The sequence below is a fragment of the Thiocapsa imhoffii genome, from assembly GCF_016583985.1.
Lineage (GTDB): Bacteria > Pseudomonadota > Gammaproteobacteria > Chromatiales > Chromatiaceae > Thiocapsa > Thiocapsa imhoffii.
This window is the reverse complement of the sequence record NZ_NRSD01000005.1, coordinates 148,113-174,082: the sequence shown is the minus strand read 5'-3', so window position 1 is coordinate 174,082 and position 25,970 is coordinate 148,113. Positions and strand designations below refer to the sequence as shown.

Annotated in this window: 26 protein-coding genes, 1 tRNA gene and 1 pseudogene; 16 read left to right on the top strand and 12 right to left on the bottom strand. The window is 63.4% G+C overall.

Annotated features, from left to right (window positions below):
- Window positions 1-129 precede the first annotated feature (129 nt).
- Together CKO25_RS07220 and CKO25_RS07215 are read left to right on the top strand one after the other, a co-directional pair.
- A complete protein-coding gene (locus CKO25_RS07220) occupies window positions 130-678 on the top strand; it encodes a hypothetical protein (RefSeq protein WP_200387242.1) in 549 nt (182 codons plus the stop codon).
- A gap of 175 nt (window positions 679-853) precedes the next feature.
- Window positions 854-2,002, top strand: coding sequence for a Fic family protein (locus tag CKO25_RS07215; RefSeq protein ID WP_200387241.1), 1,149 nt, complete (start codon window positions 854-856; stop codon window positions 2,000-2,002).
- Between the two features lie 407 nt (window positions 2,003-2,409).
- Here CKO25_RS07215 and ssb read toward each other — a convergent pair whose 3' ends face one another.
- Complete coding sequence (gene ssb / locus CKO25_RS07210; RefSeq protein ID WP_200387240.1) at window positions 2,410-2,913, bottom strand: single-stranded DNA-binding protein; 504 nt, start codon at window positions 2,911-2,913, stop codon at window positions 2,410-2,412.
- Window positions 2,914-2,988: 75 nt separating this feature from the next.
- Window positions 2,989-4,410, bottom strand: a complete 1,422-nt coding sequence (locus CKO25_RS07205) for an MFS transporter (RefSeq protein WP_200387239.1) — start codon at window positions 4,408-4,410, stop codon at window positions 2,989-2,991.
- A gap of 183 nt (window positions 4,411-4,593) precedes the next feature.
- Here CKO25_RS07205 and uvrA point away from each other — a divergent pair, with 183 nt between their 5' ends.
- From uvrA to CKO25_RS07165, 8 genes and pseudogenes are all read left to right on the top strand, one after another.
- Complete coding sequence (uvrA, locus tag CKO25_RS07200; protein ID WP_200387238.1) at window positions 4,594-7,419, top strand: excinuclease ABC subunit UvrA; 2,826 nt, start codon at window positions 4,594-4,596, stop codon at window positions 7,417-7,419.
- A gap of 218 nt (window positions 7,420-7,637) precedes the next feature.
- The gene (gene metH, locus CKO25_RS07195; RefSeq protein ID WP_200387237.1) at window positions 7,638-10,283 is read left to right on the top strand and encodes a methionine synthase; all 2,646 of its coding nucleotides are present in this window, start codon (window positions 7,638-7,640) and stop codon (window positions 10,281-10,283) included.
- A 737-nt stretch (window positions 10,284-11,020) separates the two neighbouring features.
- A complete protein-coding gene (locus tag CKO25_RS07185) occupies window positions 11,021-12,319 on the top strand; it encodes a tyrosine-type recombinase/integrase (RefSeq protein WP_200387236.1) in 1,299 nt (432 codons plus the stop codon).
- Window positions 12,320-12,400: 81 nt separating this feature from the next.
- Window positions 12,401-12,736 carry a DUF1902 domain-containing protein gene (locus tag CKO25_RS07180; RefSeq protein WP_200387235.1) on the top strand — a complete coding sequence of 112 codons (336 nt, stop codon included), beginning with the start codon at window positions 12,401-12,403 and terminating at the stop codon, window positions 12,734-12,736.
- Window positions 12,733-12,975, top strand: a complete 243-nt coding sequence (locus tag CKO25_RS07175; protein ID WP_200387234.1) for a type II toxin-antitoxin system HicA family toxin — start codon at window positions 12,733-12,735, stop codon at window positions 12,973-12,975. The genes CKO25_RS07180 and CKO25_RS07175 overlap by 4 nt, the downstream gene beginning before the upstream one ends.
- Window positions 12,976-12,991: 16 nt before the next feature.
- Window positions 12,992-13,159 carry a hypothetical protein gene (locus CKO25_RS21080; RefSeq protein WP_242467464.1) on the top strand — a complete coding sequence of 56 codons (168 nt, stop codon included), beginning with the start codon at window positions 12,992-12,994 and terminating at the stop codon, window positions 13,157-13,159.
- 12 nt (window positions 13,160-13,171) lie between these two features.
- Window positions 13,172-13,273, top strand: a pseudogene (locus tag CKO25_RS21790) (transcriptional regulator); the annotation flags it as partial.
- Window positions 13,274-13,289: 16 nt separating this feature from the next.
- On the top strand, window positions 13,290-13,571 hold the full coding sequence (locus CKO25_RS07165; RefSeq protein ID WP_200387233.1) for a hypothetical protein: 282 nt from the start codon (window positions 13,290-13,292) through the stop codon (window positions 13,569-13,571).
- Window positions 13,572-14,011: 440 nt separating this feature from the next.
- On the opposite strand, the gene CKO25_RS07160 is transcribed toward CKO25_RS07165, so the two are convergent.
- Complete coding sequence (locus CKO25_RS07160) at window positions 14,012-14,557, bottom strand: hypothetical protein (protein ID WP_200387232.1); 546 nt, start codon at window positions 14,555-14,557, stop codon at window positions 14,012-14,014.
- On the opposite strand from CKO25_RS07160, the gene CKO25_RS07155 reads away from it, so the two are divergent.
- Entirely contained in the window at window positions 14,537-14,743 is a 207-nt protein-coding gene (locus tag CKO25_RS07155) for a hypothetical protein (RefSeq protein ID WP_200387231.1), read from the top strand. The two genes, CKO25_RS07160 and CKO25_RS07155, sit on opposite strands and share 21 nt — an antisense overlap.
- A gap of 255 nt (window positions 14,744-14,998) precedes the next feature.
- Here CKO25_RS07155 and CKO25_RS07150 read toward each other — a convergent pair.
- The 8 genes from CKO25_RS07150 to ybgC form a co-directional block, all read right to left on the bottom strand.
- Window positions 14,999-15,074: transfer RNA gene (locus tag CKO25_RS07150), tRNA-Lys, on the bottom strand.
- 211 nt (window positions 15,075-15,285) lie between these two features.
- Complete coding sequence (gene ybgF / locus CKO25_RS07145; RefSeq protein WP_200387230.1) at window positions 15,286-16,161, bottom strand: tol-pal system protein YbgF; 876 nt, start codon at window positions 16,159-16,161, stop codon at window positions 15,286-15,288.
- A gap of 68 nt (window positions 16,162-16,229) precedes the next feature.
- Window positions 16,230-16,760, bottom strand: coding sequence for a peptidoglycan-associated lipoprotein Pal (gene pal, locus CKO25_RS07140; protein ID WP_200387229.1), 531 nt, complete (start codon window positions 16,758-16,760; stop codon window positions 16,230-16,232).
- Window positions 16,761-16,788: 28 nt separating this feature from the next.
- A complete protein-coding gene (gene tolB / locus CKO25_RS07135; protein ID WP_200387228.1) occupies window positions 16,789-18,117 on the bottom strand; it encodes a Tol-Pal system beta propeller repeat protein TolB in 1,329 nt (442 codons plus the stop codon).
- Between the two features lie 17 nt (window positions 18,118-18,134).
- Window positions 18,135-19,442 (bottom strand): cell envelope integrity protein TolA, encoded by a 1,308-nt coding sequence (gene tolA / locus CKO25_RS07130; protein ID WP_200387227.1) that lies wholly within the window; start codon window positions 19,440-19,442, stop codon window positions 18,135-18,137.
- Between the two features lie 17 nt (window positions 19,443-19,459).
- A complete protein-coding gene (gene tolR, locus CKO25_RS07125) occupies window positions 19,460-19,906 on the bottom strand; it encodes a protein TolR (protein ID WP_200387226.1) in 447 nt (148 codons plus the stop codon).
- Between the two features lie 20 nt (window positions 19,907-19,926).
- A complete protein-coding gene (gene tolQ, locus CKO25_RS07120) occupies window positions 19,927-20,601 on the bottom strand; it encodes a protein TolQ (RefSeq protein ID WP_200387225.1) in 675 nt (224 codons plus the stop codon).
- A complete protein-coding gene (gene ybgC, locus CKO25_RS07115) occupies window positions 20,598-21,056 on the bottom strand; it encodes a tol-pal system-associated acyl-CoA thioesterase (RefSeq protein WP_200387224.1) in 459 nt (152 codons plus the stop codon). The genes tolQ and ybgC overlap by 4 nt, the downstream gene beginning before the upstream one ends.
- Before the next feature lie 366 nt (window positions 21,057-21,422).
- Here ybgC and CKO25_RS07110 point away from each other — a divergent pair, with 366 nt between their 5' ends.
- The 5 genes from CKO25_RS07110 to CKO25_RS07090 all read left to right on the top strand — a co-directional run bounded on the left by CKO25_RS07110 (window position 21,423) and on the right by CKO25_RS07090 (window position 24,770).
- Window positions 21,423-21,914 carry a methyltransferase family protein gene (locus tag CKO25_RS07110; protein ID WP_200387223.1) on the top strand — a complete coding sequence of 164 codons (492 nt, stop codon included), beginning with the start codon at window positions 21,423-21,425 and terminating at the stop codon, window positions 21,912-21,914.
- Between the two features lie 131 nt (window positions 21,915-22,045).
- A complete protein-coding gene (locus CKO25_RS07105) occupies window positions 22,046-23,428 on the top strand; it encodes a permease (protein WP_200387222.1) in 1,383 nt (460 codons plus the stop codon).
- 33 nt (window positions 23,429-23,461) lie between these two features.
- Window positions 23,462-23,698 (top strand): thioredoxin family protein, encoded by a 237-nt coding sequence (locus tag CKO25_RS07100; RefSeq protein ID WP_200387221.1) that lies wholly within the window; start codon window positions 23,462-23,464, stop codon window positions 23,696-23,698.
- Between the two features lie 189 nt (window positions 23,699-23,887).
- Window positions 23,888-24,073: a disulfide bond formation protein B gene (locus tag CKO25_RS07095; protein WP_200387220.1), complete on the top strand. Its 186-nt coding sequence runs from the start codon at window positions 23,888-23,890 to the stop codon at window positions 24,071-24,073.
- 85 nt (window positions 24,074-24,158) lie between these two features.
- A complete protein-coding gene (locus CKO25_RS07090; protein WP_200387219.1) occupies window positions 24,159-24,770 on the top strand; it encodes an NAD(P)-dependent oxidoreductase in 612 nt (203 codons plus the stop codon).
- 46 nt (window positions 24,771-24,816) lie between these two features.
- Here the strand turns inward: CKO25_RS07090 and CKO25_RS07085 are convergent, their stop codons facing one another.
- A complete protein-coding gene (locus CKO25_RS07085; protein ID WP_207162077.1) occupies window positions 24,817-25,920 on the bottom strand; it encodes a 3-deoxy-7-phosphoheptulonate synthase in 1,104 nt (367 codons plus the stop codon).
- Window positions 25,921-25,970 lie beyond the last annotated feature (50 nt).

Sequence of the window (25,970 nt, the reverse complement as noted above, 5' to 3'; positions counted from 1 at the left end):
TCGACCATATGGCGCGCAACCAGCTGGTTCCTCCCGACAGCAAAACCGTCGAAGATTACGGTCACAAGCTTCGCGCCCTCTTCGATGCCGCAAAGGCCGTCTGCGCTGCGCGCAACGTGACGGCACTGGATGGATTTCAATCCGATTCACTACCAATTGAGATCCTGGGATTCCTTGACACTTTCGCTCACCCCGGCGGGCGCTATTCCAACATCAACAAGCTTACCGGCCACAGGCATCAGGCATCCGGCATCCGGCATCCGGCATCCGGCGATGGTGGACCCCATCGCGCGGTGGGGCGAGATTGCGAACCAGATCATGCTCACCCAGGCTACGCCCCGGGAGCGCGAACGTGCGCAGATGAATGGTCGGATCGCGAGCATTGCGTTTGGCGATGCTGCGGCCAGTCTGATGAGTGATCTCAACCAGCAGCGGATGGAGGTAGAGCCGCTTCATGTCCGAGCCTCGCAACTGGATATTGCCGCCAAGTACGCCATCTACGCACTGGTCACCCTGATCGCCGCGTTGCGCGATGTGAACGGCTCGCTTTGTGACAGTGCGTGGGCGGTCAATCGCACAGCTCAATCCGGCGCGGCTGAAGTGCCAGATATGAAAGAGTTCTTCCAGTTTGCCTGGGCAGACAGGCAGTACGTGATGCGGAAGCGGCAGTGGCCATGACCGATCGCGCAAGAAGCTGATTCTGCGGCAGTACCGCCCGGCGACCTTCAAACATCCTTGACAGTTCAGGAGGTAGGCCAGAGGCAGGCCCTCTGATCAAAGACTGCTTTAATGCTGGCGCTCAATATTAAAGAATTCTTTAATACATGAAGATCATATTAAAGATAGCTTTCGCATGAAGCGAATCACGGGCACTCACGCCATCTCGACGACGTTGGGCGAACCGGTTCGGGCCTTCGTCCCGCATCCCCTCGCGCCCACCAATCCTGAGCTGGCCCCAGAGGCGTATGCCGACCTGAATCATCAGGCAGAGCTGGCGCTCGCCCGCCTTTCCGGGGTGTCCGGGCTGGTGCCGTCGGTGGACTGGCTGCTGTACAGCGCTATCCGCAAGGAGGCCCTGCTCACCTCACAAATCGAAGGCACCCAGGCGACGCTGACCGACTTGTTCGACGAGGAAGCGGGATTCGTCGTCAGCAACACGGACGATGTCGAGGAAGTCACCAACTATCTGCGCGCATTCCGGCTGGTACAGGACAACCTGCGCGACCCCAATGGACTGCCCATCAGCGTGCACCTGCTATGTGAGGCCCACCGTGTCCTGCTGGACGGGGCGCGCGGCGCCGGCAAGCAACCTGGGGAACTGCGGCGCTCCCAGAACTGGATCGGCGGCACCCGTCCGGGCAACGCCGCTTTCGTGCCGCCACCGGCCGACTGGGTGGGAGATCTGCTGGGCGCCCTGGAGCAATTCATTCACGACGAGACAGGCACGCTACCGCCGCTAGTCAGGATTGCGCTGGCACACGCCCAGTTCGAAACCATCCACCCCTTCCTCGATGGCAATGGTCGCATCGGGCGCCTGCTGATCGCGGCGCTTCTCGAACACTGGGGATTGCTGGAGGAACCGCTCATGTACCTCAGCGGCTACCTAAAGCAGCATCAGGCCGAGTACTACCGGCGCCTTTCGATCATCCGCACCGAAGGTGACTGGGAGTCCTGGGTCGCGTTCTTCCTCGAAGGCGTAGCGACAGCCGCCAGTGACGCCGAACGCAGCATCATCTCAGTCGCCAGCTTGATCTCAGCGGATCGGCGCCGCCTGCTAGAAGATCCCAAGGCCGGCCCCGCCAGCTACCGGCTGTTCGAGTTGCTGCCAATGATGCCGCGCTTCACCATCGAGCGGGTGCGGCAAAGACTGGAAACCACCTTTCCGACCGCCACTGCAGCGGTCAAGGTACTGGAAAACCTGGGCATCGTGACGGAAATGACCGGACAGAAGAAAAATCGCAGCTACAGCTACCAGCCCTACATCGAGCTGCTGTCGCGGTGATTACGCAGGAATCGTACCCGTTCGCACCGCTCCGAAATGGCTGACCGAGGACCCATTCCTGCGGTCAACCATCGGCCAGGTTCCCTCACGAACACTCTCTGTCCCGCAGCATCCCGCTCCGGCCTGATCCATCGCTATGCATCACAGTGAGACCGGGTTCACGGGGTCAACCATCCGCCACCAAAACGAAGGGCCCGGAGAATCTCCGGGCTTTTTTTTGGCCGAAATCCCAGCACCACGCGGATCACCAACGGCACCGACAGCTGCGGGTTGGCTTCCTTATAACGTCAGGCCAGGGGTTGGACCGGGTTCAGAACCGAGAGGGACGCGACGCCTCCCCACGACGGGATCCTCGGGAGGCCGCCAAGCGCGGAAGCCTGACGGGCCGTCCTGCGCCGGGGACGCACCTAGAAAGGAATGTCGTCGTCGAAGTCAGATTGTGGTTGCGCACTGCCGCCTGATGCGGGCGCCGGACTTTGGGACCGGGGTCGTTGACCGCCGCCGCGTGACGGCTGGCTGGCGTCGTCATCGAACGGCACGGAGGAACCCATTGCGCCGCCCCCGCCCGAACGACTGTCGAGCATCTGCATGGTGCCGTTGATGTCGACCACGATCTCCGTCGTGTAGCGATCTTGTCCGTCCTGGCCTTGCCACTTGCGGGTGCGCAGCTTGCCTTCGACGTAGATCTTGGAGCCCTTGTGGAGATACTGCTTGACGATCTCAGCAAGCTTGCCGAAGAACACCACCTGATGCCATTCGGTGCGCTCCTGCTTCTCGCCCGTGTTCTTGTCCTTCCAGGTTTCGCTCGTCGCGATGCGCACATTCGCCACTGCGTCGCCACTGGGCATGTACCGCACCTCCGGGTCCGCACCCAGGTTGCCGATGAGAATCACCTTGTTGACGCCTGCCATGCCGTCCTCCAATCCGCGCCCTCAGCGGACGCGCGTGGTGCCCAAAAAGACGCCAACGACCTCAGCGAGAACGCCTCAGGCCCTGGCGGAAAATGTCTGCAATGTTGACCAATCCAAGCGACCACTGTCCACCTTGAGGTAAGCCACGCCTTCATCGAGCGCGACCACCGCATCCTCAACGCCCGGGATCGCCAAGAGGCGCGACTGCAGGCCGGCGCTCTCCTGCACCGAGTGATCACCCAAGGCGAGCACATGCGCCGTCAGGTTTGCGGGCACCACCAGGGTGGCCGCCAAGACGATCCACAGGGCCGCGGTCGTGGCACCCACGAGATAGACCGCATCGGCACCGAAACTCTGATGCGCGAGTCCGCCAAGCAACCCCCCAAGGAAGGCGCCAACGAACTGCGAACTAGAGAAAACGCCCATCGCCGTTCCGCGTGCACCGGCCCGCGCGGCCTTCGAGACCAGTGACGGCAAGATCGCCTCCATGAGGTTGAAGACGGTGAACATCACGAAAAGCAGCACCCCGAGAATCCAGATCGAGTCGTTGAAGAAATAGAACCCCAACATGGCCGCGCCCATCGCCACCACCGAGCCCAGCAGGACCGATTTCACGCGCCCACCTCGTTCAGCCATGATGATGAAGGGCACCATGGCCAGGATCGCCAGCAGGACCACGGGAAGATACAGCAGCCAATGATCGACGGCAGCCAGCCCCGCCGCTTCGATCGACAACGGCAGCACCACGAAGAGACTCACCATGGTGAGATGCAGCAGAAAGATCCCCAGATCGAGCCGCAGGAGGGTTGGATTGGCGAGCACCCCGGAGAATTGATCGAGCACGGGCTGCGCCTCCCGATGCACGCTCGAGCGCTCGGGATCGGGAACGACATAGGCCAACACCAGCATGCCGGCAATTGCGAGCCCGGCGGTCAACCAGAAGACGCCCCCGATGCCCAGCCACCGGGCCAAGGGCGGCCCGAGCACGAGTGCCGCGGCAAAGGACAGGGCGACACTGATCCCGATCGCCGCCATGGCGCGGGTGCGCACCGCGTCGCGTGTCAGATCGGCCGTCAACGCGATGGTCGCCGCCGCGATGGCTCCGCTGCCCTGGAGCACGCGCCCGAAGATGACCCAGGAGATCTGTTCCGACAGGGCCGCGATGACACTGCCGAGGGCAAAGAGGACCAGGCCACCGTAGATGACTGGCTTGCGCCCGATCCGGTCCGACAACAAACCGAGCGGAATCTGAAACAGCGCCTGGGTCAAGCCATAGGCCCCGATCGCAAGCCCGACGAGCAAGGGGGTCGCGCCCTGTAAATCGTGTGCATAGAGCGCGAAGACCGGGAGGATCATGAAGAGCCCGAGCATGCGCGTCGAGAAGATGGCCGCGAGACCGATCGCGGCGCGCTTCTCCAGCGCGGTGAAGGCAACCAGCGTGTGATGGGTCGAAGTCAAACCGAGGGCCCAGACTGAGGAGACGGCGAATCGGCACATGATAACCGATCCGTTGGGGTTTGACGGGCCCATGGGCGACGAGACGGAGACCGGCGGGGCGGGCGTCTGGAGGGACCCCGCGCGCTGGGGCACTGGCGCCGCTGCCAGCGCCCCGTCGAGCGGTCCGATCCGGCTGGGTTAGAATGGCGGTTTGGCCAGCAGGGGCGTGGATCACGCAGCATCATGGACACCATCCGCATTCGTGGCGCACGGACCCATAATCTCAAGAACATCGACCTCGAACTCCCCCGCGGGCGCCTCATCGTCTTCACTGGATTGTCCGGTTCCGGGAAATCCTCCCTCGCCTTCGACACCATCTATGCCGAGGGTCAACGCCGCTATGTCGAATCGCTCTCCTCCTATGCCCGGCAGTTCCTCTCGGTCATGGAGAAGCCTGATGTCGACCAGATCGAGGGACTCTCGCCCGCGATTTCGATCGAGCAGAAGACCACCTCGCATAATCCCCGCTCGACTGTTGGCACCATCACCGAGATCTACGACTATCTGCGCCTCTTGTTCGCGCGGGTCGGTCAGCCGCGTTGCCCAACGCATGGCGAGCCGCTCGAGGCACAGACGATCGACCAGATGGTTGATCAGGTGCTCCAGTTGCCACCCGGCGAGCGCGTGATGCTGCTCGCGCCCGTGGTCTCGGCCCGCAAGGGTGAGTACCATCGCCTGATCGCGGAACTGCATGCGCAGGGGTTCGTGCGGGCGCGGATCGATGGTGATCTCTACGAACTCGATGATCCGCCCGAACTCGATCTGCGCAAGAAACACGACATCGAGGTCGTGGTCGACCGGTTCCGAGTGCGGCCCGATCTGGTCCTGCGCCTCGCCGAATCGCTCGAGACCGCGCTCAAGCTCTCGGGCGGTCGCGCCCGCATTGCCGCGCTCGATGCCCCCGAGCAGGCGCTCCTGACCTTCTCGTCCTCCTTCGCGTGCCCGATCTGTGGTTACAACATCCCGGAACTCGAACCGCGAATCTTTTCCTTCAACAATCCCGCCGGGGCCTGCACCACCTGCGATGGTCTGGGCTCGGAGCAGTATTTCGACCCGGACAAGGTCGTCGCGCAGCCCGAACGCAGTCTCGTCGAGGGCGCGGTCCGGGGCTGGGATCAACGCAACATCACCAGTTTTCAGACCATTCAGGCGCTGGCCGAGCACGATGGTTTCGATATCCGAACACCCTGGAACCAGCTCGCGCGGACCACTCAGGAGCGACTTCTGTTCGGCACCGGCAAGGAGCGCATCAGGCTGAAGTCCAGCCGCGGCCGCGGCGCCGGTCAGGGCCGCCCGTTCGAAGGCATCCTGCGCACGCTGGAGCGGCGCTATCGTGAGACCGACTCCAGCGCCGTGCGCGAGGAACTTGCCCAATACCTCTCACGCCAGCCCTGCCCCAGCTGTGCGGGCTCGCGGTTGAACGAGGCGGCCCGTCATGTCTTTCTCGGCGACCAGACGCTCCCCGCGCTCACCGCCCTGCCGATCGGGGAGTCGCTGCGGTTCTTCACGGGGCTCGAACTGCCCGGTCAGCGCGGGGAGATCGGCACTCGGATCATCAAGGAGATCGCCGCGCGGCTGGGTTTTCTGGTGGATGTCGGGCTCGATTATCTGAGCCTCGAGCGCAGCGCCGAGACCCTCTCGGGCGGGGAGGCGCAGCGGATCCGACTCGCGAGCCAGATCGGCGCCGGCCTGGTCGGGGTCATGTACATCCTGGATGAACCCTCGATCGGGTTGCACCAACGCGACAATGCGCGCCTGTTGAAAACGCTCAATCATCTGCGCGATCTTGGCAATACGCTGATCGTGGTCGAGCACGATGAGGAGGCGATCCGCTGCGCCGATCTCGTCGTGGATCTGGGACCGGGCGCCGGGGTGCACGGGGGCGAGGTGGTCGCCCTTGGGACCGCGGATGAGATCGCCACCGTGCCCGGATCCTTGACCGGTCGCTACCTCTCTGGTGAGGAACGCATTGCCATCCCAAGCGTGCGTACCCCCAACGACCCGCAGCGACAACTGCGGATTCTCGGCGCCTGCGGCCATAATCTCCGCACGGTCGACGCCGCGATTCCGATCGGGAGTCTCGTGTGCGTGACCGGCGTCTCTGGATCGGGTAAATCGACCCTCATCAACGACACCCTCTTCCCGGTCGCCGCGCGCCAGCTCAATGGCGCCAGCCGTCAGCCGGCCGCGCATCGGGCGATCGAGGGTCTTGAGCACTTCGACAAGGTGGTCGATATCGATCAGAGCCCGATCGGTCGCACCCCCCGCTCCAACCCGGCAACCTATACCGGGCTGTTTAACCTGGTGCGGGATCTCTTCGCAGCCGTCCCCGAGGCGCGCTCCCGTGGCTATGGACCGGGGCGCTTTAGTTTTAATGTCAAGGGCGGTCGGTGCGAGGCCTGCAAGGGGGATGGACTGATTCGTGTCGAGATGCACTTTCTGCCCGACATTTATGTCCAGTGCGACACCTGCAAGGGTCGGCGCTATAACCGCGAGACCCTGGACATCCGTTACAAGGGACTCACGATCGACGAGGTGCTGAACCTCACCGTCGAGGACGCGCTCACGTTCTTCGCCCCCGTGCACCTGATTAAGCGCAAACTCCAGACGCTGCTGGATGTCGGACTAGCCTATGTGCGCCTCGGTCAGAGCGCGACGACCCTGTCCGGCGGCGAAGCCCAGCGGGTGAAGCTCAGTCGCGAGCTTGGCAAGCGGGCAACCGGCCGCACGCTCTACCTGCTTGACGAGCCGACCACCGGCCTACATGTGCATGACATCAAACATCTGCTCGACGTCCTGCACCGCTTGCGTGACCATGGGAACACCCTCATCGTGATCGAGCACAATCTGGATGTCATCAAGACCGCGGACTGGATCATCGATCTCGGACCAGAAGGCGGGGATCGCGGTGGTGAGATCATCGCGACCGGGACCCCCGAGACCATCGCCGCTCATCCGGATTCACACACGGGGCGCTATCTGAAACCGCTCCTGGAGCGCGGCTGGTGAGCCTGCCCACCGGTTTGCGGGGGCACAGGGCGGCTGAGGATCCCGGTTCGTCGGCACTCGGGTGTGGACGCGGCGACCAAACGAGGCGGTTTTCCAGGATAATGTGCCCATTCTGACCACCCGGACCGCGCGACATCCGGGGCCGAGTCATCGCGACCCCATTCAACGGCTGAACCGAACGCAAGGCGATCAGCCTCCCGTGATAGCGAATCCTACCCATGACCCCACAAGCCAGCTTCATCAATATCGGCGAGCGCACCAATGTCACCGGCTCGGCCAAGTTCAAGCGACTCATCCTCGATGGCGATTTCGATACCGCGCTCGATGTCGCCCGCCAACAGGTCGAGAACGGGGCGCAGATCATCGACATCAACATGGACGAGGCGATGCTCGACTCCGAGGCCGCGATGGTCCGGTTCCTCAACCTGATCGCCGCCGAGCCGGACATCGCGCGCGTGCCCATCATGATCGACTCCTCGAAATGGTCGGTGATCGAGGCCGGGCTCAAGTGCGTGCAGGGCAAGTGCATCGTCAACTCCATCAGCTTGAAAGAAGGCGAGACACCCTTCCGCGAACAGGCCCGCAAGATCAAGCGCTATGGCGCGGCGACGGTAGTCATGGCCTTCGACGAGGTCGGTCAGGCGGACACCCAAGAGCGCAAGTTCGAGATCTGCGCGCGGGCCTACCGCATCCTGGTCGATGAACTCGACTTTCCGCCCGAGGACATCATCTTCGACCCCAATATCTTCGCGGTCGCCACCGGGATCGAGGAGCACAACAACTACGCCGTTGACTTCATCGAGGCGACGCACCGCATCAAGCGCGAACTGCCCTATGCCAAGGTCTCGGGCGGGGTCTCCAACGTCAGCTTCTCCTTCCGCGGCAACGACCCGGTGCGCGAGGCGATCCATTCGGTCTTCCTCTACCACGCCATCCGCGCCGGGATGGACATGGGCATCGTCAACGCTGGCCAGTTGGCGATCTATGACGACCTGCCGGCGGAACTGCGCGAAGCGGTCGAGGACGTCATCCTCAATCGCCGCCCCGATGCCACCGAACGCCTGCTCGACATCGCGCCCAAGTACAAGGGTGATGGGAGTGGCATCGAGAATAAGCAGGATCTCTCCTGGCGCGAGGCGACGGTGCAGAAGCGCATCGAGCACGCGCTCATCAAGGGCATCACCGACTTCATCGTCGAGGATACCGAAGAGGCGCGCCAGTTGCTCGGCGCTCCGATCAACGTCATTGAAGGTCCGTTGATGGACGGCATGAACGTGGTCGGCGACCTCTTCGGCGAGGGCAAGATGTTCCTGCCCCAGGTGGTGAAATCGGCGCGTGTGATGAAGAAGGCGGTCGCCTACCTGGAGCCCTATCTCGAGGCCGAGAAATGCGAGGGTGAGACGCAAGGCCGCATCCTCATGGCCACGGTCAAAGGGGATGTGCACGACATCGGGAAGAACATCGTCGGCGTGGTCCTGCAATGCAACAGCTATGACGTGGTCGACATGGGCGTGATGGTGCCGGCCGATCGGATCCTCACCAAGGCTCGCGAGGTGAATGCCGACATCATCGGATTGTCGGGCCTCATCACCCCGTCACTGGATGAAATGGTGCATGTCGCCAAGGAAATGAAACGCCAGGGGTTCACCATTCCCCTCCTGATTGGGGGCGCGACCACCTCGAAATTGCATACCGCGGTCAAGATCGAACCCCAGTATGACTTTCCGGTGATCCACGTGAAGGACGCCTCGCGTGCCGTTGGCGTCGCCGGCAGCCTGCTCTCGAAGGACCTGAAAGAGGGCTTCGTCGCCAACGTCCGGGAGGAATACGAGCAGATCCGCCAGCGCCGCGCCCAACGGGATGAGGCGCGCGATCTGGTCCCGCTCGCGCAGGCCCGGGCGAATCGAACCCCCATTGATTGGGAGCACTACCAACCCCCCGTCCCAGCCGAGTTGGGGGTGCAGGTCTTGCATGAGATCCCACTCTCGGAGATCGCCGCCTATATCGACTGGACCTTTTTCTTCCATGCCTGGGAACTGCGTGGCCGTTTCCCGCAGATCCTCGATGACCCGGAAAAAGGCGTGGAGGCGCGCAAGCTATTCGATGACGCCAAAGCGATGCTCCACCAGATCATCACCGAGAAGTGGCTCGGCGCCGCCGCCGTCATCGGTCTCTTTCCCGCGAACAGCGTTGGCGATGACATCCTGGTCTATCCTGACGAGGAACGCAGCGAGGCAATCCTCACCTTCCACTGTCTGCGCAAACAGGGCAAGCAGCCCGCGGGTAAATTCAATGAGTGTCTCGCCGATTATGTCGCTCCGGCGCAGACCGGCATCCCGGACTATGTCGGCGGCTTCGCCTGCACCGCCGGGATCGGCATCGATGCGCGGGTCGCCGCCTTCGAGGCCGATCACGACGACTACTCCGCCATCATGCTCAAGGCCATCGCCGACCGCCTCGCCGAGGCCCTCGCCGAGATGCTGCATGCGCGGGTGCGCACGCGCCATTGGCGCTACGCCCCAGAGGAGGATTTGACGAACGAGGAGATGATCGAGGAGCGCTACCAAGGCATCCGGCCCGCGATGGGCTACCCGGCCTCGCCCGACCACACCGAAAAGGATCTGCTCTGGCAGGCGCTGGACGTCGAACGCAACGTCGGTATCTGGCTCACCGAGTCCAAAGCGATGGTGCCCACCGCGGCAGTCAGCGGACTCTATTTCTCGCACCCCAACAGCCGCTATTTCGCGGTCGGCAAGCTCGCGCGCGATCAGGTCGCCGACTATGCCGAACGCAAAGGCATGCCGAAGTCCGAGATCGAACGCTGGTTGGCCCCAAACCTGGCCTATGAACCGGAATCAGGCTGAGCGGCGGCCGCGGGGAACCCGGTTTGCTGGAGCGCGGCGAACATCCTGGCACACTCGCGAATCCACCCTTGGCGTCCTCGAACACGCTGGTGAAGGAGTTGGCACGTGCGCGGATGCCGGACATTTCCATGGACCGATTCGCTGCGGAAGCAGACCCTTTTTTCGATATGTCATATCGTTATGATATCGATCCGATGGACATTTTCAGGGACTGCTCTTCGTTGGCGCTAACGCCGCGGCGTCACGGGAGACGTCGATCCGACTCGGGCACCCGAACACACTGCATCTGTTGTGGGCAACGTCATCCCGCCGCGGTCAAGGCGAGTCGAGTCACTTAAATGGTCCTTGACTGAGTGGATGCAGCGTCGCAGGTTCGGACGCAGATGGTCGCGTGAGTTCGTGGGTAATCCGGCCGCTTGGGACCGGCGAAATGGGGACGGAGCGGGGACGAAACCGACCTCAAAAGGAAACGGCCTAAGCGTTTTACACCTAGGCCGTTGTTTTTATGGTGCGCCCTGCAGGGCTCGAACCTGCGACCACCTGAATAAAAATCAGCGAAAAGCCGATTTCAGGCCATCTCGGACCATAACTTATCAGTCCGGGAAAACTATCATAAGCCTTAGTTATAATTCTTTTTTCTGCTGCATGTTATAGACTGCTACTAACGCTAGGTAACAGTCTGAAACACCCGATCCTGTTACCTATACTGTCACCTAAACCGGATTAGGTAACAGATCATGCCCAGGAAGCGATTCACCATCCCGTTCGTCGAGAAGGTCTCCCCGCCGGCCGACAAAGCCCAAGAGGATTACTTCGATACCGTCCTCCCCGCGTTCGGTCTGCGCGTCGGCAGGAAGCGCAAGACCTACTTCGTCATGGTCCGCACCCTGAAGGACGGCGCGTGGAAAATGACGCGCACCAATCTCGGAACCGCGACCGAGTTGGACTTGCCCACTGCGCGCCGGCAGGCCCAAGAGGCGATGAATCGCGCCGCCCAGGGACTTGCTCCCACCGAAGTGAAGGCCGAGCGCAAGGTGGCTCAAATCGATGCGAGCCGCAACACCTTCGTGGCCGTCGTCGGCGAGTTCCTGCGCAAATACCGCGGTCGCCAGAACCGCAAGCCGGCGCCGCGCACGATGGCCGAGATCAAGCGCATGCTCGAATCGGATCTGTTCGCCGACTGGAGCGCACGACCGATGGCCAAGATCACCAAGCGCGATGTCATGGACGTGCTGGACGTGCTCGTGGAGCGCGGCTCCGAGGTCATGACCAACCGGACGTTGGCCTATCTGTCGATGCTGTTCGGATCGGCGCTGCATCGCGAGATCATCACCCTCGATCCGACCGCAGGGATCAAGAAGCCGGGCGCCGAGCACAGCCGCGAGCGCGTGCTGACACTCGATGAGATGCGTGCGATCTGGCAGGGCACCGAACCGACCCAGGTCAACCACGGCGACCTGTTTACCGGGATCGTGCGAATCCTGATGTTCACGGGGCAGCGCCGCGAAGAAGTGGGCGGGATGCGCTGGAGTGAGATCAACGGCTCCACTTGGACGCTACCGGAGAGCCGCACCAAGAATCATCGTGAGCACATTGTTCACCTGTCCGAACCGGTCCTGGCGATCCTGGAGGACCGCAAGGCCGAGCAGCGCGCGATGCGCCTCAAGACTGACTTCGTGTTCACGTCCGGCATCACCCGCGAGGGCAAGCCGCCGACATCGTTCTCGGGCTGGTCGAAGTCGAAGGCACGCCTGGACGGTCGCGCTGGCATCGCACCCTGGACGCTGCATGACCTTCGCCGCACGCTCGCCACCCGCATGACCGAGGATCTGCACATCCCGCCGCATGTCATCGAGGCCACCATCAACCACGTCTCTGGCTCAAGGGCTGGCGTGGCCGGCACCTACAACCGCGCGCTGTATCTCGAAGAGCGCCGCGGAGCCCTGGACGCATGGGCCAGCTACGCGCTGCGAATCGTCGGCGAGATCGAGGCCGGCAACGAGGTGGAGATGCCCCGCGCGCAGCGGCAGGGATGACCGATCCGAGAAAGTTGACAGAGGGCACCCTCGCGGTAACGATGGACAACAGTCCGTCTCAATTCATCCCATAATGTGTCAATGACGACGATCCGCCCTTCCGAGCTGAAGGTCCGCTGCTACGCCGAGCGCGAGGCGCCGGGCGTTTGGGTCGCCCTCTGCCTGGACTTCGACCTGGCCGCCCAAGGCGAGACCTTCGAGGAGGCCAAGGGCAAGCTGGACGCCATGATCAACGACTACGTGCGCGAGGCATGGGACGGGGAAGACCAGCCCTATGCCGACGCGCTGCTGAATCGCCGCGCGCCGCTGCGGTACTGGCTGCGCTTCTGGTGGTTCGCCTTCTGGCGCCGCATCCGCCGACACGACGACACCCATCGCCCGTTCAATGGACGCCTCCCGCTGTCACTCGCTCAATGAGCGGGCACTTCCCGCCGCTGACCTGCGCCGAGGTCAAGCGGATTCTACGCACACTCGGTTTCGAGCACCGTAAGGGCGGCAGCGGCTCACACGAGCAGTGGGTCAAGGATGAAGGCGGCAGGCGCTACAAGGTCACGGTGGACTGTCCCAAGGCGCCTTTCTCCCCGACCCTCATCGCGTCGATGGCGCGTCAAGCGGGCGTCTCCAAGACGGCGTTCTATGCCGCGCGTGAGCGATAGACGTACATCGTGACCGATGATGAAGCTCGCAGATTTGAAGGCCCGCCTGCTGGAAGAGACCAAGACCCGCGCCGCATACGAGTCCATGGAGGCGGAATACGCCGTTACCCGCGAGCTGATCGCCGCACGCACCCGCGCCGGCCTGAGTCAAGCTCAGGTCGCCGAGCGAATGGGCACCTCGTAATCGACCGTCGCCCGCCTGGAGAGTGGCCGGACCCTGCCCAGCCTGCGCACGCTCGACCGGTATGCCCGCGCGACGGGATCGAAGACCGTGCTGAGACTGGAGGCCGGACGATGAGGCCGCCTTCCGTTCGATGAGCGCGCCAAAGGGATTGGCCGCATTGGTTCCGGACGACGACCGAACCGATGACGCGCTCGAAGCCGGCACGGAGGAAGGCGACGCGCTGCGCGGATGCACCGAGGCCCTCGTCCGCCACTTCGCCGCATCCCCCGAGGATGGCGTAAGCCTGCTGCGATTCGCCCGCGCGATGGTCGCGCGCGGGCGTCGTCCCGACTTCACGGCCGGCGAGAAAGAGGGTTGGTCGGTAGTGGGTATGATGCCCGAAACGGTGCGTCCGCAGCGCCCGCTGTGTTGAAGGTCGCTTCGCACTGTTGGCAGCGATAGATCGTCGGACCTGGCTTGTAGGCGCCGTCAAGATCCAGCGGATCCTTGAACTCAAAATACCCGGTATGCCAGAACCCCATGGTCTCCTCCTGGAACCCTCATGGTGTCGATTCACTGATCCTGTCGGCGTTAGGTGCGGACGACGCTGGAAGCCGATACATCGGAACCGGAATCGGCGGGATACCCATGCGCGCGCATGTGTTCTGAACATATTCACGCCAATATGGCCAGACGTGATAGCCAACGTTATACCGCCCGAAGGTCTCGAGGGCCGAGTGAAGCGCTTCGTCCTCCTCCGTGACGCCGTTCCCGTCTAGGCCGTATTGCGCGCAAAACGTGGCCATGATGTCGACATAGGCTGCGTCTTCTCCAGGATTCGCGGCTGTTTCCGTGGCTTCTGGCGCTGGACCGTCAACAAGTCGCACTGCCGCCTCGTAAAAGAAGAGAACAGTCGTTTTGCGATCGCCTGGAGCGCAGCTTGCCGGTTCCTGGGACACGGCTCTCGATGTCGTAACCGAGCTTCTCGAATTCACGGTCGGTCGGCTCGAAGCCGAGGCCGCGCTCGACCGCCATGACGATGGCGCGAGCGCGGGCAGCGCTGGCTTGGGTGTCGACCGGATGGGTCGGCTCGTTGCTGGTCTGGCCGGTCATGGCCCGGATCAGTCCGATCGGGACCACCAACAGACCGCCGAGTACCACCGGCGGGAGCGGCGAGAGCTGGGCCTTCCTTTCCAGCTCGCGGTCGATCCACCGGCACTCGGTGCGGTCGAGGATGGCGTCGATTCCCGGCTCGTCCGGCGCCAGCGGACGATAGTCGAGATAGGGGGCATAGTGGACGTAGCGGGTGGCGCCGTCGGCGTCCTGCTCCACATACAGCATGCGCTTGGAGACGATGCGGCGTTCCCCGGCGCGGGTGAGTCCAGCATCCTGGATGGCGTGCTCCAGATAGAAGACCACGCGCGGCGCGGTGCCGGGGTCGCGCTCGTCGACCAGCAGGGTGCCGTGCTTGAGCAGGTCGCGGTTGCGCTCCAGGGTGAGATCGATGACGGCGTCGAGCAGCGGATGGCCGGGGCAGACGAAGGCGGCGGGCGGCTGGCCTTGCGGGGCAACCAGGGGCGCCCCGCAGAGGGCACAGTGACGTGATCTATGAATATGCGCTGTCGGTGAGGGTCATGCCTGACTCCTTAGCGCAGTCATCCGGGGACATGGGTTCCCCCTCCCTTGTGCCGCCCGGGCTCAAGCCGTCGAGGCGATCCGTGAGCTGGCGGGCAAGCTCAGACCGGGTTTGCGGTCGGGGGATTTGGGCGCTCAGCAGCCGCGTGTTACCTACAGCGTCACCTAATTTGGGTTCCGCAATGAAAAAGGGCTTAGGCGATGAACCTAAGCCCTTGTTTAATTTGGTGCGCCCTGCAGGGCTCGAACCTGCGACCACCTGATTAAAAGTCAGATGCTCTACCAACTGAGCTAAGGGCGCTAAAGTGCGTGATTATACGGTCTCACCGTTCGGTTTTGAAGGGCCACTGGCGCTCCTGCTATATCAGGATGTCTCGCAACCAGTGGGGTAGCCGAGACCTGTGCTCATGAGTGGCGCGCAGGTCAACGTGATCGCCTCCATCAACGCACCAGCTCGGTGCGCGCAACGGACGTTGGTGATCCGTTGACCCGGCCAGCGTAAGCAGTGATGCTCAACGCGGGGCCGCGCCCAGTTGATCAAGACGGCTTCTCGCGAGCCGTGCCTCCGTGGTTCGGGGGTAGCGGTTGATGATCTCTTGGAAGATAGCGCGGGCCTGCTCCAGATCCTCCTGCTCGGCTTGGATGGAACCGATCTTGAGCAAGGCACCGGGCACTTTGGGGCTCTGCGAATTCAATTGGACGAGCCGGTCGAATTCCGCCATCGCGGCGGGGTAGTTGCGCTGGGCATAGTAGGTCTCGGCGAGCCAATAGCGGGCATTGTCGGTAAATTGCCCTTGAGGATAGCGGCGCAGGAGATCGTTGAAGGCCTCTTGAGCTTGCTCGAACTGACGATCTTTCAGCAGTTCGAACGCCGCCGCATAGCTGTCGCGCTCGCTACCGCCGCTGGTTTCGGGGGAGGGCAAGGATGGAATTCCGGTCGCGGCGGACGATGTCGGCCCTGAGGCCGTCGGACGTGCGCTGCGAGCGGGATCGCTGACGCTGAGGTCGAGCGCGCCGGGTAGCGAGAGGTCGCTGGGATCATTGGGATCAACCGGAGTGCCATCGCTGAAGCGCGCATCCGGGGGGTCATCGCGCTCACTGCCGAGTCGTGAATCGCCATCGATGAATTGGCCGCGTTGCTGCCGCTGGAGGCGCTGAATCTCGAAATGCTGCAGCTCAACGAGCCCACGCAGTTCCTGCATCTCCATCTGCATCTGTTGCATTTGCAGCAGGAGTTCCGAGCCGGCCTGGTTATCGAGGATCCGTTCGATCCGCGCGATCCGACCTTCGAGCATGGGGTCGGCCACGGCAGCGGCGGGCAGGGCCAGGGCCAGGGCCGCGGTGATCAGCCCACGGGCCAGCATGCATTTGAGCGATCGGGAGTCCATCGCATCCTCTCCTGGAAATGGCTGCGCACGGGCCGCTTGGACAAACCGGCGGCTGGTTCGCGGAGCCTTTAGTATTGGATCACGACCCGACGGTTCTGTCGCCAAGCCTGCTCGGTACGCCCCGTGTTGGCGGGACGCTCCTCACCATAACTCAAGGTCGAGAGCTGATTGGGCTGCACCCCATCGGCGATCATCAACCGCCGCACGGCTTCGGCACGCTGATCGCCGAGCGCGAGGTTGTATTCACGCGAACCGCGCTCGTCGGTATGCCCTTCCAGCGTGACCCGTTGCGAGGCGTGCGTTCCCAGATAGCGCGCATGGGTACGCAGGAGCGGCAGGTATTCGGGCCGCACCTCCGCCTTGTCGTAATCGAAGTAGATGGTACGCTGATAGAGCGGATTGCTGGGATCCTCCCAGGGTCCGGCATAGACCGGGACCGCCGGTTCGAGTGGAGCGGTGCTTGCTGGCGTCGTCATGCCACTCGCGGGTGCCGCGGCTGGTGGGGGCTTGGGCGCACTGGTACAGCCGCTCACCGCGAGCAGCGCCATGATCAGCACACAACCCCATAGCACCTCAACCGGTTTTGAAGTCACCGTCATGATCCCTCGCGCCCTGGCTCAATGGGGCTCAATTGATGAATGGAGACCAGGCGGGCTCGCGCACCTCCCCAGTATCCTGTGACAGGCGTTGATTGCCGCCACCGTCGATCGAGGAGACCGCAAGGATGCCGCGCCCGCCCTGAATGGTCGCGTAAATTACCATGCTCCCGTTCGGCGCGAAACTCGGTGACTCATCGAGACTGCCGTTACTCAAGAGGCGCGTGAAGCCACTGTCGAGATCCATCAAGCCAATCCGAAAGCGCCCACCGGCCCGGGTGACCAGGACGATGGAGCGACCATCTGGCGCATACGAGGCACGCGCATTGTAGTCGCCTTCGAAGCTGATGCGCTGCGCGGGTCCACCGTCCGCGGACATGCGATAGATCTGCGGGCTCCCACCACGATCGGAGGTGAAGATGATCTCACGACCATCGGGCGACCAGGCCGGTTCGGTGTCGATGGCGAAGTGATCAGTCAGGCGCACGAGTTCGCGCGTCAGAAGATTCAGCACATAGATCTCCGGGTTACCGTCCTTGGAGAGGGTCATCGCGAGCTTGCGACCGTCCGGCGAGAAGGCCGGCGAACCATTGATACCGGGGTGACTCGCGACCAGGTCGCGCCGCCCCGTTGCCAGTTCCTGGATGTAGATCGCCGGGCGCTTGTTCTCGAATGAGACGTAGGCCAGACGGCGTCCATCCGGCGACCAGGCCGGCGACATGATGGGCTCGCCCGAGGACACGATGGTCTGCGGATTGGCGCCATCGGCATCGGCCACCCGCAGGGTCACGGTTTGGGACTCACCCTCTCCGCTGGAGGTGACATAGGCGATGCGGGTCGCCGCGACACCCCGCTGACCGGTGAGCTGTTCATAGATGATGTCAGCGATCCGGTGCGCGGCATTACGCAGGCCCGGCGCGGTGGAGGTCACGCTACTGCTCGCGAGCTGCTGGCCGCGAAAGACGTCATAGAGGGTGAACTCCACCTTAAACCCGGCCCCCTCCGGCTCGACGCGCCCAATCACCAAGTTGTTCATGCCAAGCAGACTCCAATCGCGCAGATCCACGTCATCATGGCGCGATGGCATGGCGAGCATGTCACGGGTGGGAAGCGCTCGGAAGCGACCGGTGCGAGCCAGGTCGGAGGCGATCACGGACGCCACATCGACCGGTGGGATCAACCCGTCACTAACTCCGAAGGGAACGATCGCAATCGGCTGCGCGGCCTCAACCCCACCCGTGACCTCGATGTTGAGTCGGGCCTGCGCCGACCCGACTCCGCAGCAGAGACCGCAGAGCAACACCATCAGCAGATCGAGACGCAGTGCGACGCGGGGATGACAACGCGGTTGTCGAGACATGGGCACAGTCCTAGCGCTTATGGTCTGAAGGTGAAATTGAACTCCCGAAACCGCTCGAACAGCGGACCCGAAGGCACGGGGAGGGGTGAGGCCTGATTCACGGCGGCGACGACGGACTGATCGAATGCCATGTTGCCGCTGCTTTGCACCACCCGCACGCTGTCGGGCACCACCTGGCCGCCCGGGATCAAGCGGACGGAGACGACAGTGGCGAGACCACGATCCGTCGCGGGCGGCCGCACCCAGAACTGGCGCACACGATCCCGAATCACGGGGACATAGCGATCGGCTTCACGTGCGAGTTGTTCCGTGGCACGGTCCGAAAAGCGATCACCCGTGGCCGTGCGCTGCGCGGTCTCGGCCGCCAAGCCGCGTTGCTCCTCCTCGGCCAAGCGCCGTGCTTCGCGCGCGATCTGCTCTTGGGCCAACTCCTCGATGAGACGTTGCTCCTCCATCAGGGCAAGCCGTTGCGCCTCTTCCTCGAGTTCGCGCATCCGCTCGGCCTCGATCTCGGCACGCAGAGCCGCTGCGCGCTCGGCTTGCACACGACGCTCCTCGGCGGCGCGACGCTCAGCCTCGGCGCGTTCCTCGCGAGCGCGTTCCGCGGCCGCTAATCGTTCGGCCTCGGCGCGCGCGGCGGCCTCGGCGGCGAGGCGCTCCGCCTCCAGTCGGGCGGCGGCCACACGCTCGGCTTCGAGCTCGGCCTGACGTTGCCGCTCCGCCTGGCGTTCGGCCTCGCGGCGTCGGCGCTCAGCGGCCTGTTCCTCCGCGCGCGCTTGCGCCTCGGCGGCAAGTCGTTGCGCCTCGGCCCGCGCCGCGTCCTCCGCGGCTCGTCGGGCGGCCTCAAGACGCTGTTGCTCGGCCGCCAAGCGCTCGGCTTCCAAGCGCTCGGCGTCCAACCGTTCAGCCTCGGCCTGACGTTGCAACTCGGCCTCTCGAAACGCCTCCTGACGCTCGGCCTCGGCGGCCTGCTCGGCGGCCAGCCGCTCGCTCTCCAGCTGAGCCGCCTGCGCGGTGTCCAGGGGTGCCGCGGCCTCGTCTGTCACGGCGGGACTCGGCGGCATTGCAGCGGCAGTGTCACCCGGGACCGGCTCGCTCAGTTCGGGACCGGCGGCGCGCTGGGTTTGCTCGGCGGCAAACTGGGCGACCATTTCCTCGAGCGCGGCATCACTGACGAGGCTTGCCTGCACCACACGCGCCTTGCTGCCGGCATCCGTGACCGGGTGATCGATGTGGATGCCAACGAAGAGGAGCAAGGCGCAGAAGACGTGCAGCGCCAGCGAACCATAGAGTGCACCAGGATTGCGCCGCAGGATGTTCCACATGTTTGGAGTCGTCGGTGCTAGCGACGCTCGGAACGCTCGGGAGGCACCGTCACCAGTCCGACGTCCGGAGCACCGGCGGCTTGAGCGATCACCATCGCCCGCACCACACGACCGTATTCAACGCGATTGTCCGCCCGCACCAGGATCGGGGTGCCAGGCTGGTATTGGAGCACCACACGGATGCGTTCGAACAAAATCTGCTCGCTCGCCGGGGCATTCTTGTCCTCACCGATATCGATGTAGAAATCACCAAACTGATCGACCGTAATGATGACGGCATCCGTCGTCGGACTGGGAATGCCGCCGGCACGCTCTTGTGGTAACGCGACCTTCACGCCCTGGGTGATGAGCGGCGCCGTCACCATGAAGATGACGAGTAACACCAGCATCACGTCAATGTAAGGGACGACATTGATCTCGGACATCGGCCGGCGCCGCTGCCGGACGCGGGCACGTTTGAGCATGATGCCTAATCCTCGCTCGCTCAGGCCTGACCCTGACGCTGCAACAGGCTCGAGAACTCCTCCATGAACTCCTCGTAGCGGTTGCTCAGGCGCTCGACTTGATCGGAATATCGGTTGTAGGCAATCACCGCGGGGATCGCCGCAAACAGACCGATCGCGGTTGCGACCAGCGCCTCCGAGATTCCCGGGGCAACCAGCGCGAGGGTCGCTTGCTCCACGTTCCCTAGGGCATGGAAGGCGTGCATGATGCCCCAGACGGTGCCGAACAGGCCGATATAGGGACTTGTCGACCCAACGGTAGCCAGGAAGTTCAGACTGGTTTCCAGGCGATCGACCTCGCGGCTCAGCGCCACGCGCATGGCGCGTTCGCTGCCGTGCAGGACGGCCATGAGATCGTTGCCCTCGATCTTGCGCAAGCGCACATATTCCTTGAAGCCGGCACGGAAGATCGACGCCAGTCCCTGCTCGCCCTGCTTGCCTTGGCTGAGATCCATGTAGAGGGCGCTGAGATCCCCGCCAGACCAGAATCGCTCTTCGAAGGCGGCCGCCTTTTTACGCGCACTCGTGAGGACGCGAGCGCGATCGAAGATCATCATCCAGGAGGTGATGGAAGCCAGCACCAGCACCAAGAGCACCAATTGGACGACCAGACTGGCCTGCAGGATGAGGCTGAATAAGGAGAGGTCGGACGTCATGAAGGAGACTCCGCGGGGGCGCGCATCAAGACCAGCAGATCAGACGCAAGGTGACGCGGCAGGCGGGTCGGGCGCAGTGTTTCGGTGTCGACGCAGGCGACCTTCACCTGTGCTCGGCAACAACAGCTACCGTCCGCGTCCCGCAGGGCGTGTTGCTCGAACTCGAGGCTCGCTCCAGCCACGCGGGTCAATCGCGCCGCGAGACGCAAGGCGTCGTTGAACCGAGCCGGAGCCAGATAATCGATGTCGACATGCCGTACGGCAAAGAGGATTCCCTCTTGCTCACGCAGCCGATCCTGTTCGTATCCAAGCGTCCGCAGCCATTCGGTTCTCGCCCGCTCGAAAAAATTCAGATAGCGCCCATGGTAGACGACCCCACCGGCGTCCGTATCCTCGTAGTACACGCGCACAAGCCAATCGAAGGTCAACTCGGGTGTCTCATCAACTGTCGGCACGACTCGGCCTGAAATGTCGCCTAGGACTCAAACTCTGGGAGTCTACCGGAAAGCGGCAATTCAGCCTAGAAGCAAGTGCCTGATGGCTAGGTACGAGTGCACCCGGTTCGGGGTGTCCGCTTCGTCGAGAGACCGCGATGCCCGACCGAACGGGGTGGGCGCGGAGCCGGTCCCGAGCCGCGCCAGTCCGGTGCCCGTTCGGAGCCAATCCAGTCCCGCCGCCACGCGCCGGTCTCAACGCCCGAAGAGCGGGTCACTTGTCCGGCATCACCACTGGGCCCACATAGCCCGTTACAGATTCTCAAACCCAGTCAGTCGGATAAATGCGACCGACTCCCACCGTCCGTGGCAGAGAGGCCCATCATCATGTCCCGTTTCTCATTTTTGCGTGGCGAGCGCGGCGAACACCTCGTCGCCCTGCAGTTCGTCATCTTCTTCGGCTTCATCGTCACCCCGGCTTGGAATCCATTGGTCACTCCAGGCCTGCTTGAGATGCTCGCGCCGCTGCGGTGGCCGGCACTCCTGCTCTGCTGGGGCGCCGCGCTCGCCCTCGGGATCTTTGGCGCACTGCACATCCGTGACTATCTCACCCCCCTGCCCTATCCGGTCGATCACAATCAATTGGTCAAGCATGGGGCCTACGCACGGGTGCGACACCCGCTCTACAGCAGCCAGCTGTTCGCGGCCGCGGGCTGGGTACTCTTCACGCTCAGCCTCTCACACCTGCTGATCCTCATTCTCGGCTTTGTCTTCTTCGACTACAAAGCCAGTAAGGAAGAGGCCTGGTTGAGCGAACGACACCCCGAGTACGCGGCCTACGCGAGTCAGGTGCGAAAGCTCATTCCCTGGATCTACTGATCCGGCCGGGATGGACTGATCCGGCCCGATCGAACCGGTTCACAGCATCACCCGCGTCACGGCTCGCCTATATCTGATTTTCCAGATATCATCCTGGATTGAATCCACCTCCAAGGGATAATGTCAGACCGATGAGCCGGCCACCCACCGCACCACTGGCCCCGTCGAGATTCGTCCGCGCCTTCTCACATGTGCGCGAACGGGTGTTCAGCGAACCGCGCGAGTTGAAGTGGTTGCTCGGCGCGCTCGCGATCTTTGGCTTGATCTGGATCATGCCGGTCGGCACGGCGCGATTCGATACGGCCATACTCGAGGGTCTCGCGCTGCTGCGCTGGTATGCACGCGAGCATGTCCTGCTCTGTCTGGTGCCCGCCTTCTTCATCGCCGGGGCCATCGCCGTCTACCTGGGCAAGGACACGGTGATGACCTATCTGGGGCCGCAGGCGAACAAGTTCGCGGCCTATGGCGTGGCCTCGGTATCCGGCTCCATCCTGGCGGTCTGCTCCTGTACCGTACTGCCCTTGTTCGGTGGCATTTATCGGCGTGGCGCGGGACTTGGACCCGCGGTCGCCTTCCTCTATTCAGGCCCGGCGATCAATGTGCTCGCGATCGTGCTCACCGCGAAGGTTCTCGGGTTCGAACTGGGTCTCGCGCGCGCGCTGAGCGCCGTGCTCTTTGCACTGGTCATCGGATTCATCATGGGCTGGCTCTATCGGCGTGAGGAGCGCGCCCGCGTGGAGCAACAGCGCGGCTTCATCCTGACTGGCGAGGCGGGTCGCCCACTCGGCGAGACCGCGCTCTTCTTCGCGCTGTTGATCGCGATCCTGGTGTTCGCCAATTGGGTTCCCGCCAGTGCCACCGAGAGTCCGGTCTGGCACGCCATCGCCGCGGCCAAGTGGATTCTGACCGCGCTCGCGGGATTGGGCTTGGCCCTACTGCTCATCTGGCGCTGGCACTGGGCCTGGCCCCCCTTGGCGATCACCGCGCTGGTGGTCGCGCTGCTCGCATGGCTGCTGCCGCACCATCCCGAACTCGCGTTCACCGCCGGCATGCTTGGCCTGACCCTGAGCGCTGCGTTCCAGCCCGGCGATGGGCAGGACTGGCTTGCGCAGACCTGGGATTTCGCGAAACTCATCCTGCCACTGCTGCTGATCGGCGTGCTCTTGGCGGGCATCCTGCTCGGACGCCCTGGTCACGAAGGATTGATCCCGTCGCAATGGATCAACGCGGCGGTTGGCGGGAATGGCTTGGGCGCGAATCTGTTCGCCGCCGTGGCTGGCGCGCTCATGTATTTCGCGACCTTGACCGAGGTGCCCATCGTGCAAGGGCTTCTCGGTGCCGGCATGGGCAAGGGGCCCGCACTGGCCTTGCTGCTGGCTGGACCCGCATTGTCCCTGCCGAACCTGCTGGTGATCCGAGGGATCCTCGGAACCGAAAAAACCCTGGTGTATGCCCTGTTGGTGGTGATCATGGCCACTTTCTGCGGGCTGGTGTTCGGCACCGTCTTCCCTTGATTCGTTCCCGACTGATGCGAGGCGTCACAAGACATGATCACACTGCAAATTCTCGGCTCTGGCTGTGCGAAATGCGCGACACTGGCGCTCAATACAGAAACCGCCGCGCAGTCCCTGGGGCTTGATTTCAAATTAGAAAAAGTCACCGACCTCAATGCCATCATCGACGCTGGGGTCATGAGCACACCGGCCCTCGCGATCGACGGCGAGGTGAAAAGCATGGGCAAGGTCCTCTCCGTCGAACAGATCAAGCGTCTCCTGGAGACCTGATCGTCGTCATCGACACTCAACTCATGTCGAGACTGACACCCGCTGGCTCTGATTCGCCACCGCCCGCTGCCGCGCGCCTCCCGGTCCGCGAACGCCTAGGATCGGCACTCTTGCCGATCGCCGCGCTGGGAGCAGGCGTCGCGGCCGACCAAAGCTGGTTGCAATGCCACCCAGTGGAGGGCATCTGCTGTGTCAGCGGTTCTACCGGACCCATCGAGCAACTGGTCGAGTGGCTCGGCCAGCGCTTTCCCCTCGCTCGTCATGGCAACCGGATGTTGCGAGGACCAGGCACTGGTGATCCTGGGTGTATCGCTCGCGAATGGGTCCTTCGTCTCCTGTCTGGCCTGTCTGGTGGCGCTGGCCGCTGCCATCTGAAACCCTTTGGTTGACCGGGCACCGGAGCGCGAGTGGACCGCACGGACTTTCCCGACCACAGCCTCGAACACGGAGCACAGACCCGATGCAGATCGCACTCTTTGGTGCCACCGGTGGGACCGGCCGCCAGATCCTGGCCCAAGCAATCAGTCAGGGACATCAGATTAGGGCACTGGTACGTGATCCCACGCGTTTAACGGCCCCAGCGGGGGTGACGCTGATTCACGGCGATGTCCTTGATCTCGCCCCAACCGCCGAGTGCGTCCAGGGCACCGAGGCGGTGATCTGCGCGCTCGGCTCCCATGGTGGTCGCACCCCCATCGAGGCCGCCGGAACAGCGCACATCCTCACAGCGATGCAAAGCCATGGCGTGCGGCGGCTCATTACCATCACCTCACTGGGTGTCGGAGACAGCCGTGGACAACTCAATCCCGTGTTTCGAATCCTCATGGACCTGACGCTGAAGACGATCATGCGCGCGAAGGCCGAGCAAGAAGAGCTGATCAAGGCGAGCGGTCTGGACTGGACCATCGTGCGTCCCGGCGGCTTGACCGACGGCCCCCACACGGGCACCTATCGGTCCGGACTCGATCCGACCATCAAGGGCGGACGAGTGAGCCGGGCCGACGTCGCGGACTTCGTTTTGCAACAGCTCAGCGACCAAACCTACCTGCACCAGACCCCAGCAGTCACCTGAGCGGCGGACTGCAGTGGAGACTGCGCGCACCGGTCAGCCGGGGCATTCAAGCCTCCGGAGGCCGAGCAGCGGTGCGGACTTCCCGCGCGCGCCGCGACAGCAGCGGTTCCGACAAGGCCGCGTGGGCATCTCGGATCATGCGCTCGGTCGTCGGCCAGTCGATACAGGCGTCGGTGACTGAGCAACCATAGCGCAACGAGGTCAGATCGGCGGGGATGGGTTGGTTCCCGGCCTCCAGGAAGCTCTCCACCATGAGGCCAACAATCGAGCGATTGCCGCCGCAGACCTGATTAATGCAATCGTGCATCACCAGGGGTTGGAGTTCGGGCCGTTTGAAGCTGTTGGCGTGCGAACAGTCGATCACGATGTTCGCCGGCAACGTCGCCTTATTCAGGGCCTCCTCGGCCATGGCGACGCTGACGGTGTCATAGTTCGGGCGATTGCCGCCGCCACGCAGCACGAGATGCCCATAGGGGTTGCCGCGTGATCGGACGACACTGGTCACGCCATCGGCATTGATCCCGAGGAAGCTGTGCGGCTGCGCGGCGGAGAGGATCGCATTGATGGCAATCTCCACCGCGCCATCTGTCCCATTCTTGAACCCGACCGGGGTCGAGAGACCGGATGACATCTCACGGTGCGTCTGGGATTCGGAGGTGCGTGCCCCGATCGCCGTCCAGCAGACCAGGTCCCACAGATACTGGGGCGCGATCGAGTCGAGTGCCTCGGTCGCGGTCGGCAACCCCAGTTCGGTGACGGTGCGCAGAAACCGGCGCGCCTGCTCCATCCCCTCCGCGATACAGAAGGTGTCATTCAGGTTCGGATCGTTGATGAAGCCCTTCCAACCCGTGGTGGTGCGCGGCTTCTGGAAGTAGACCCGCATCACCAACACCAATCGATCCGCGACCGCATCGGCCAGCGATTTCAGCCGTCGGGCATAATCCAGCCCGGCCTCTGGATCGTGGATGGAACAGGGTCCCACGACGACGAAGAGACGCGGATCGCGCCGATCCAGAATCGCCTGCAAGGTCGCGCGGCCGGTCAGCACCGTCGCCGCGGCCTGATCGGACATGGGCACGGCATCATGAATCGCGCGCGGCGAGGGCATCGGGTCGAAACCACTGATGTTCAGGTTTTCTGTTTTCTGCAAAGCGATGGACCCTCGAATATGGAACAAGGCCGTGGGATGCCGGCCCGCAT

Bases quoted from the DNA above. Each gene is read 5' to 3' on its own strand.
- CKO25_RS07215 (WP_200387241.1), top strand. From the start codon at position 854: ATGAAGCGAATCACGGGCACTCACGCCATCTCGACGACGTTGGGCGAA.
- CKO25_RS07110 (WP_200387223.1), top strand. From the start codon at position 21,423: ATGTCCCGTTTCTCATTTTTGCGTGGCGAGCGCGGCGAACACCTCGTC.
- CKO25_RS07175 (WP_200387234.1), top strand. From the start codon at position 12,733: ATGAGCGGGCACTTCCCGCCGCTGACCTGCGCCGAGGTCAAGCGGATT.
- CKO25_RS07100 (WP_200387221.1), top strand. From the start codon at position 23,462: ATGATCACACTGCAAATTCTCGGCTCTGGCTGTGCGAAATGCGCGACA.
- CKO25_RS07165 (WP_200387233.1), top strand. From the start codon at position 13,290: ATGAGCGCGCCAAAGGGATTGGCCGCATTGGTTCCGGACGACGACCGA.
- CKO25_RS07220 (WP_200387242.1), top strand. From the start codon at position 130: ATGGATTTCAATCCGATTCACTACCAATTGAGATCCTGGGATTCCTTG.
- ssb (WP_200387240.1), bottom strand. From the start codon at position 2,913: ATGGCAGGCGTCAACAAGGTGATTCTCATCGGCAACCTGGGTGCGGAC.
- tolA (WP_200387227.1), bottom strand. From the start codon at position 19,442: ATGTGGAACATCCTGCGGCGCAATCCTGGTGCACTCTATGGTTCGCTG.
- ybgF (WP_200387230.1), bottom strand. From the start codon at position 16,161: ATGGACTCCCGATCGCTCAAATGCATGCTGGCCCGTGGGCTGATCACC.
- tolR (WP_200387226.1), bottom strand. From the start codon at position 19,906: ATGCTCAAACGTGCCCGCGTCCGGCAGCGGCGCCGGCCGATGTCCGAG.
- CKO25_RS07105 (WP_200387222.1), top strand. From the start codon at position 22,046: ATGAGCCGGCCACCCACCGCACCACTGGCCCCGTCGAGATTCGTCCGC.
- tolQ (WP_200387225.1), bottom strand. From the start codon at position 20,601: ATGACGTCCGACCTCTCCTTATTCAGCCTCATCCTGCAGGCCAGTCTG.
- CKO25_RS07090 (WP_200387219.1), top strand. From the start codon at position 24,159: ATGCAGATCGCACTCTTTGGTGCCACCGGTGGGACCGGCCGCCAGATC.
- metH (WP_200387237.1), top strand. From the start codon at position 7,638: ATGACCCCACAAGCCAGCTTCATCAATATCGGCGAGCGCACCAATGTC.
- pal (WP_200387229.1), bottom strand. From the start codon at position 16,760: ATGACGGTGACTTCAAAACCGGTTGAGGTGCTATGGGGTTGTGTGCTG.
- CKO25_RS07180 (WP_200387235.1), top strand. From the start codon at position 12,401: ATGACGACGATCCGCCCTTCCGAGCTGAAGGTCCGCTGCTACGCCGAG.
- tolB (WP_200387228.1), bottom strand. From the start codon at position 18,117: ATGTCTCGACAACCGCGTTGTCATCCCCGCGTCGCACTGCGTCTCGAT.
- CKO25_RS21080 (WP_242467464.1), top strand. From the start codon at position 12,992: ATGATGAAGCTCGCAGATTTGAAGGCCCGCCTGCTGGAAGAGACCAAG.
- CKO25_RS07205 (WP_200387239.1), bottom strand. From the start codon at position 4,410: ATGTGCCGATTCGCCGTCTCCTCAGTCTGGGCCCTCGGTTTGACTTCG.
- uvrA (WP_200387238.1), top strand. From the start codon at position 4,594: ATGGACACCATCCGCATTCGTGGCGCACGGACCCATAATCTCAAGAAC.
- CKO25_RS07185 (WP_200387236.1), top strand. From the start codon at position 11,021: ATGCCCAGGAAGCGATTCACCATCCCGTTCGTCGAGAAGGTCTCCCCG.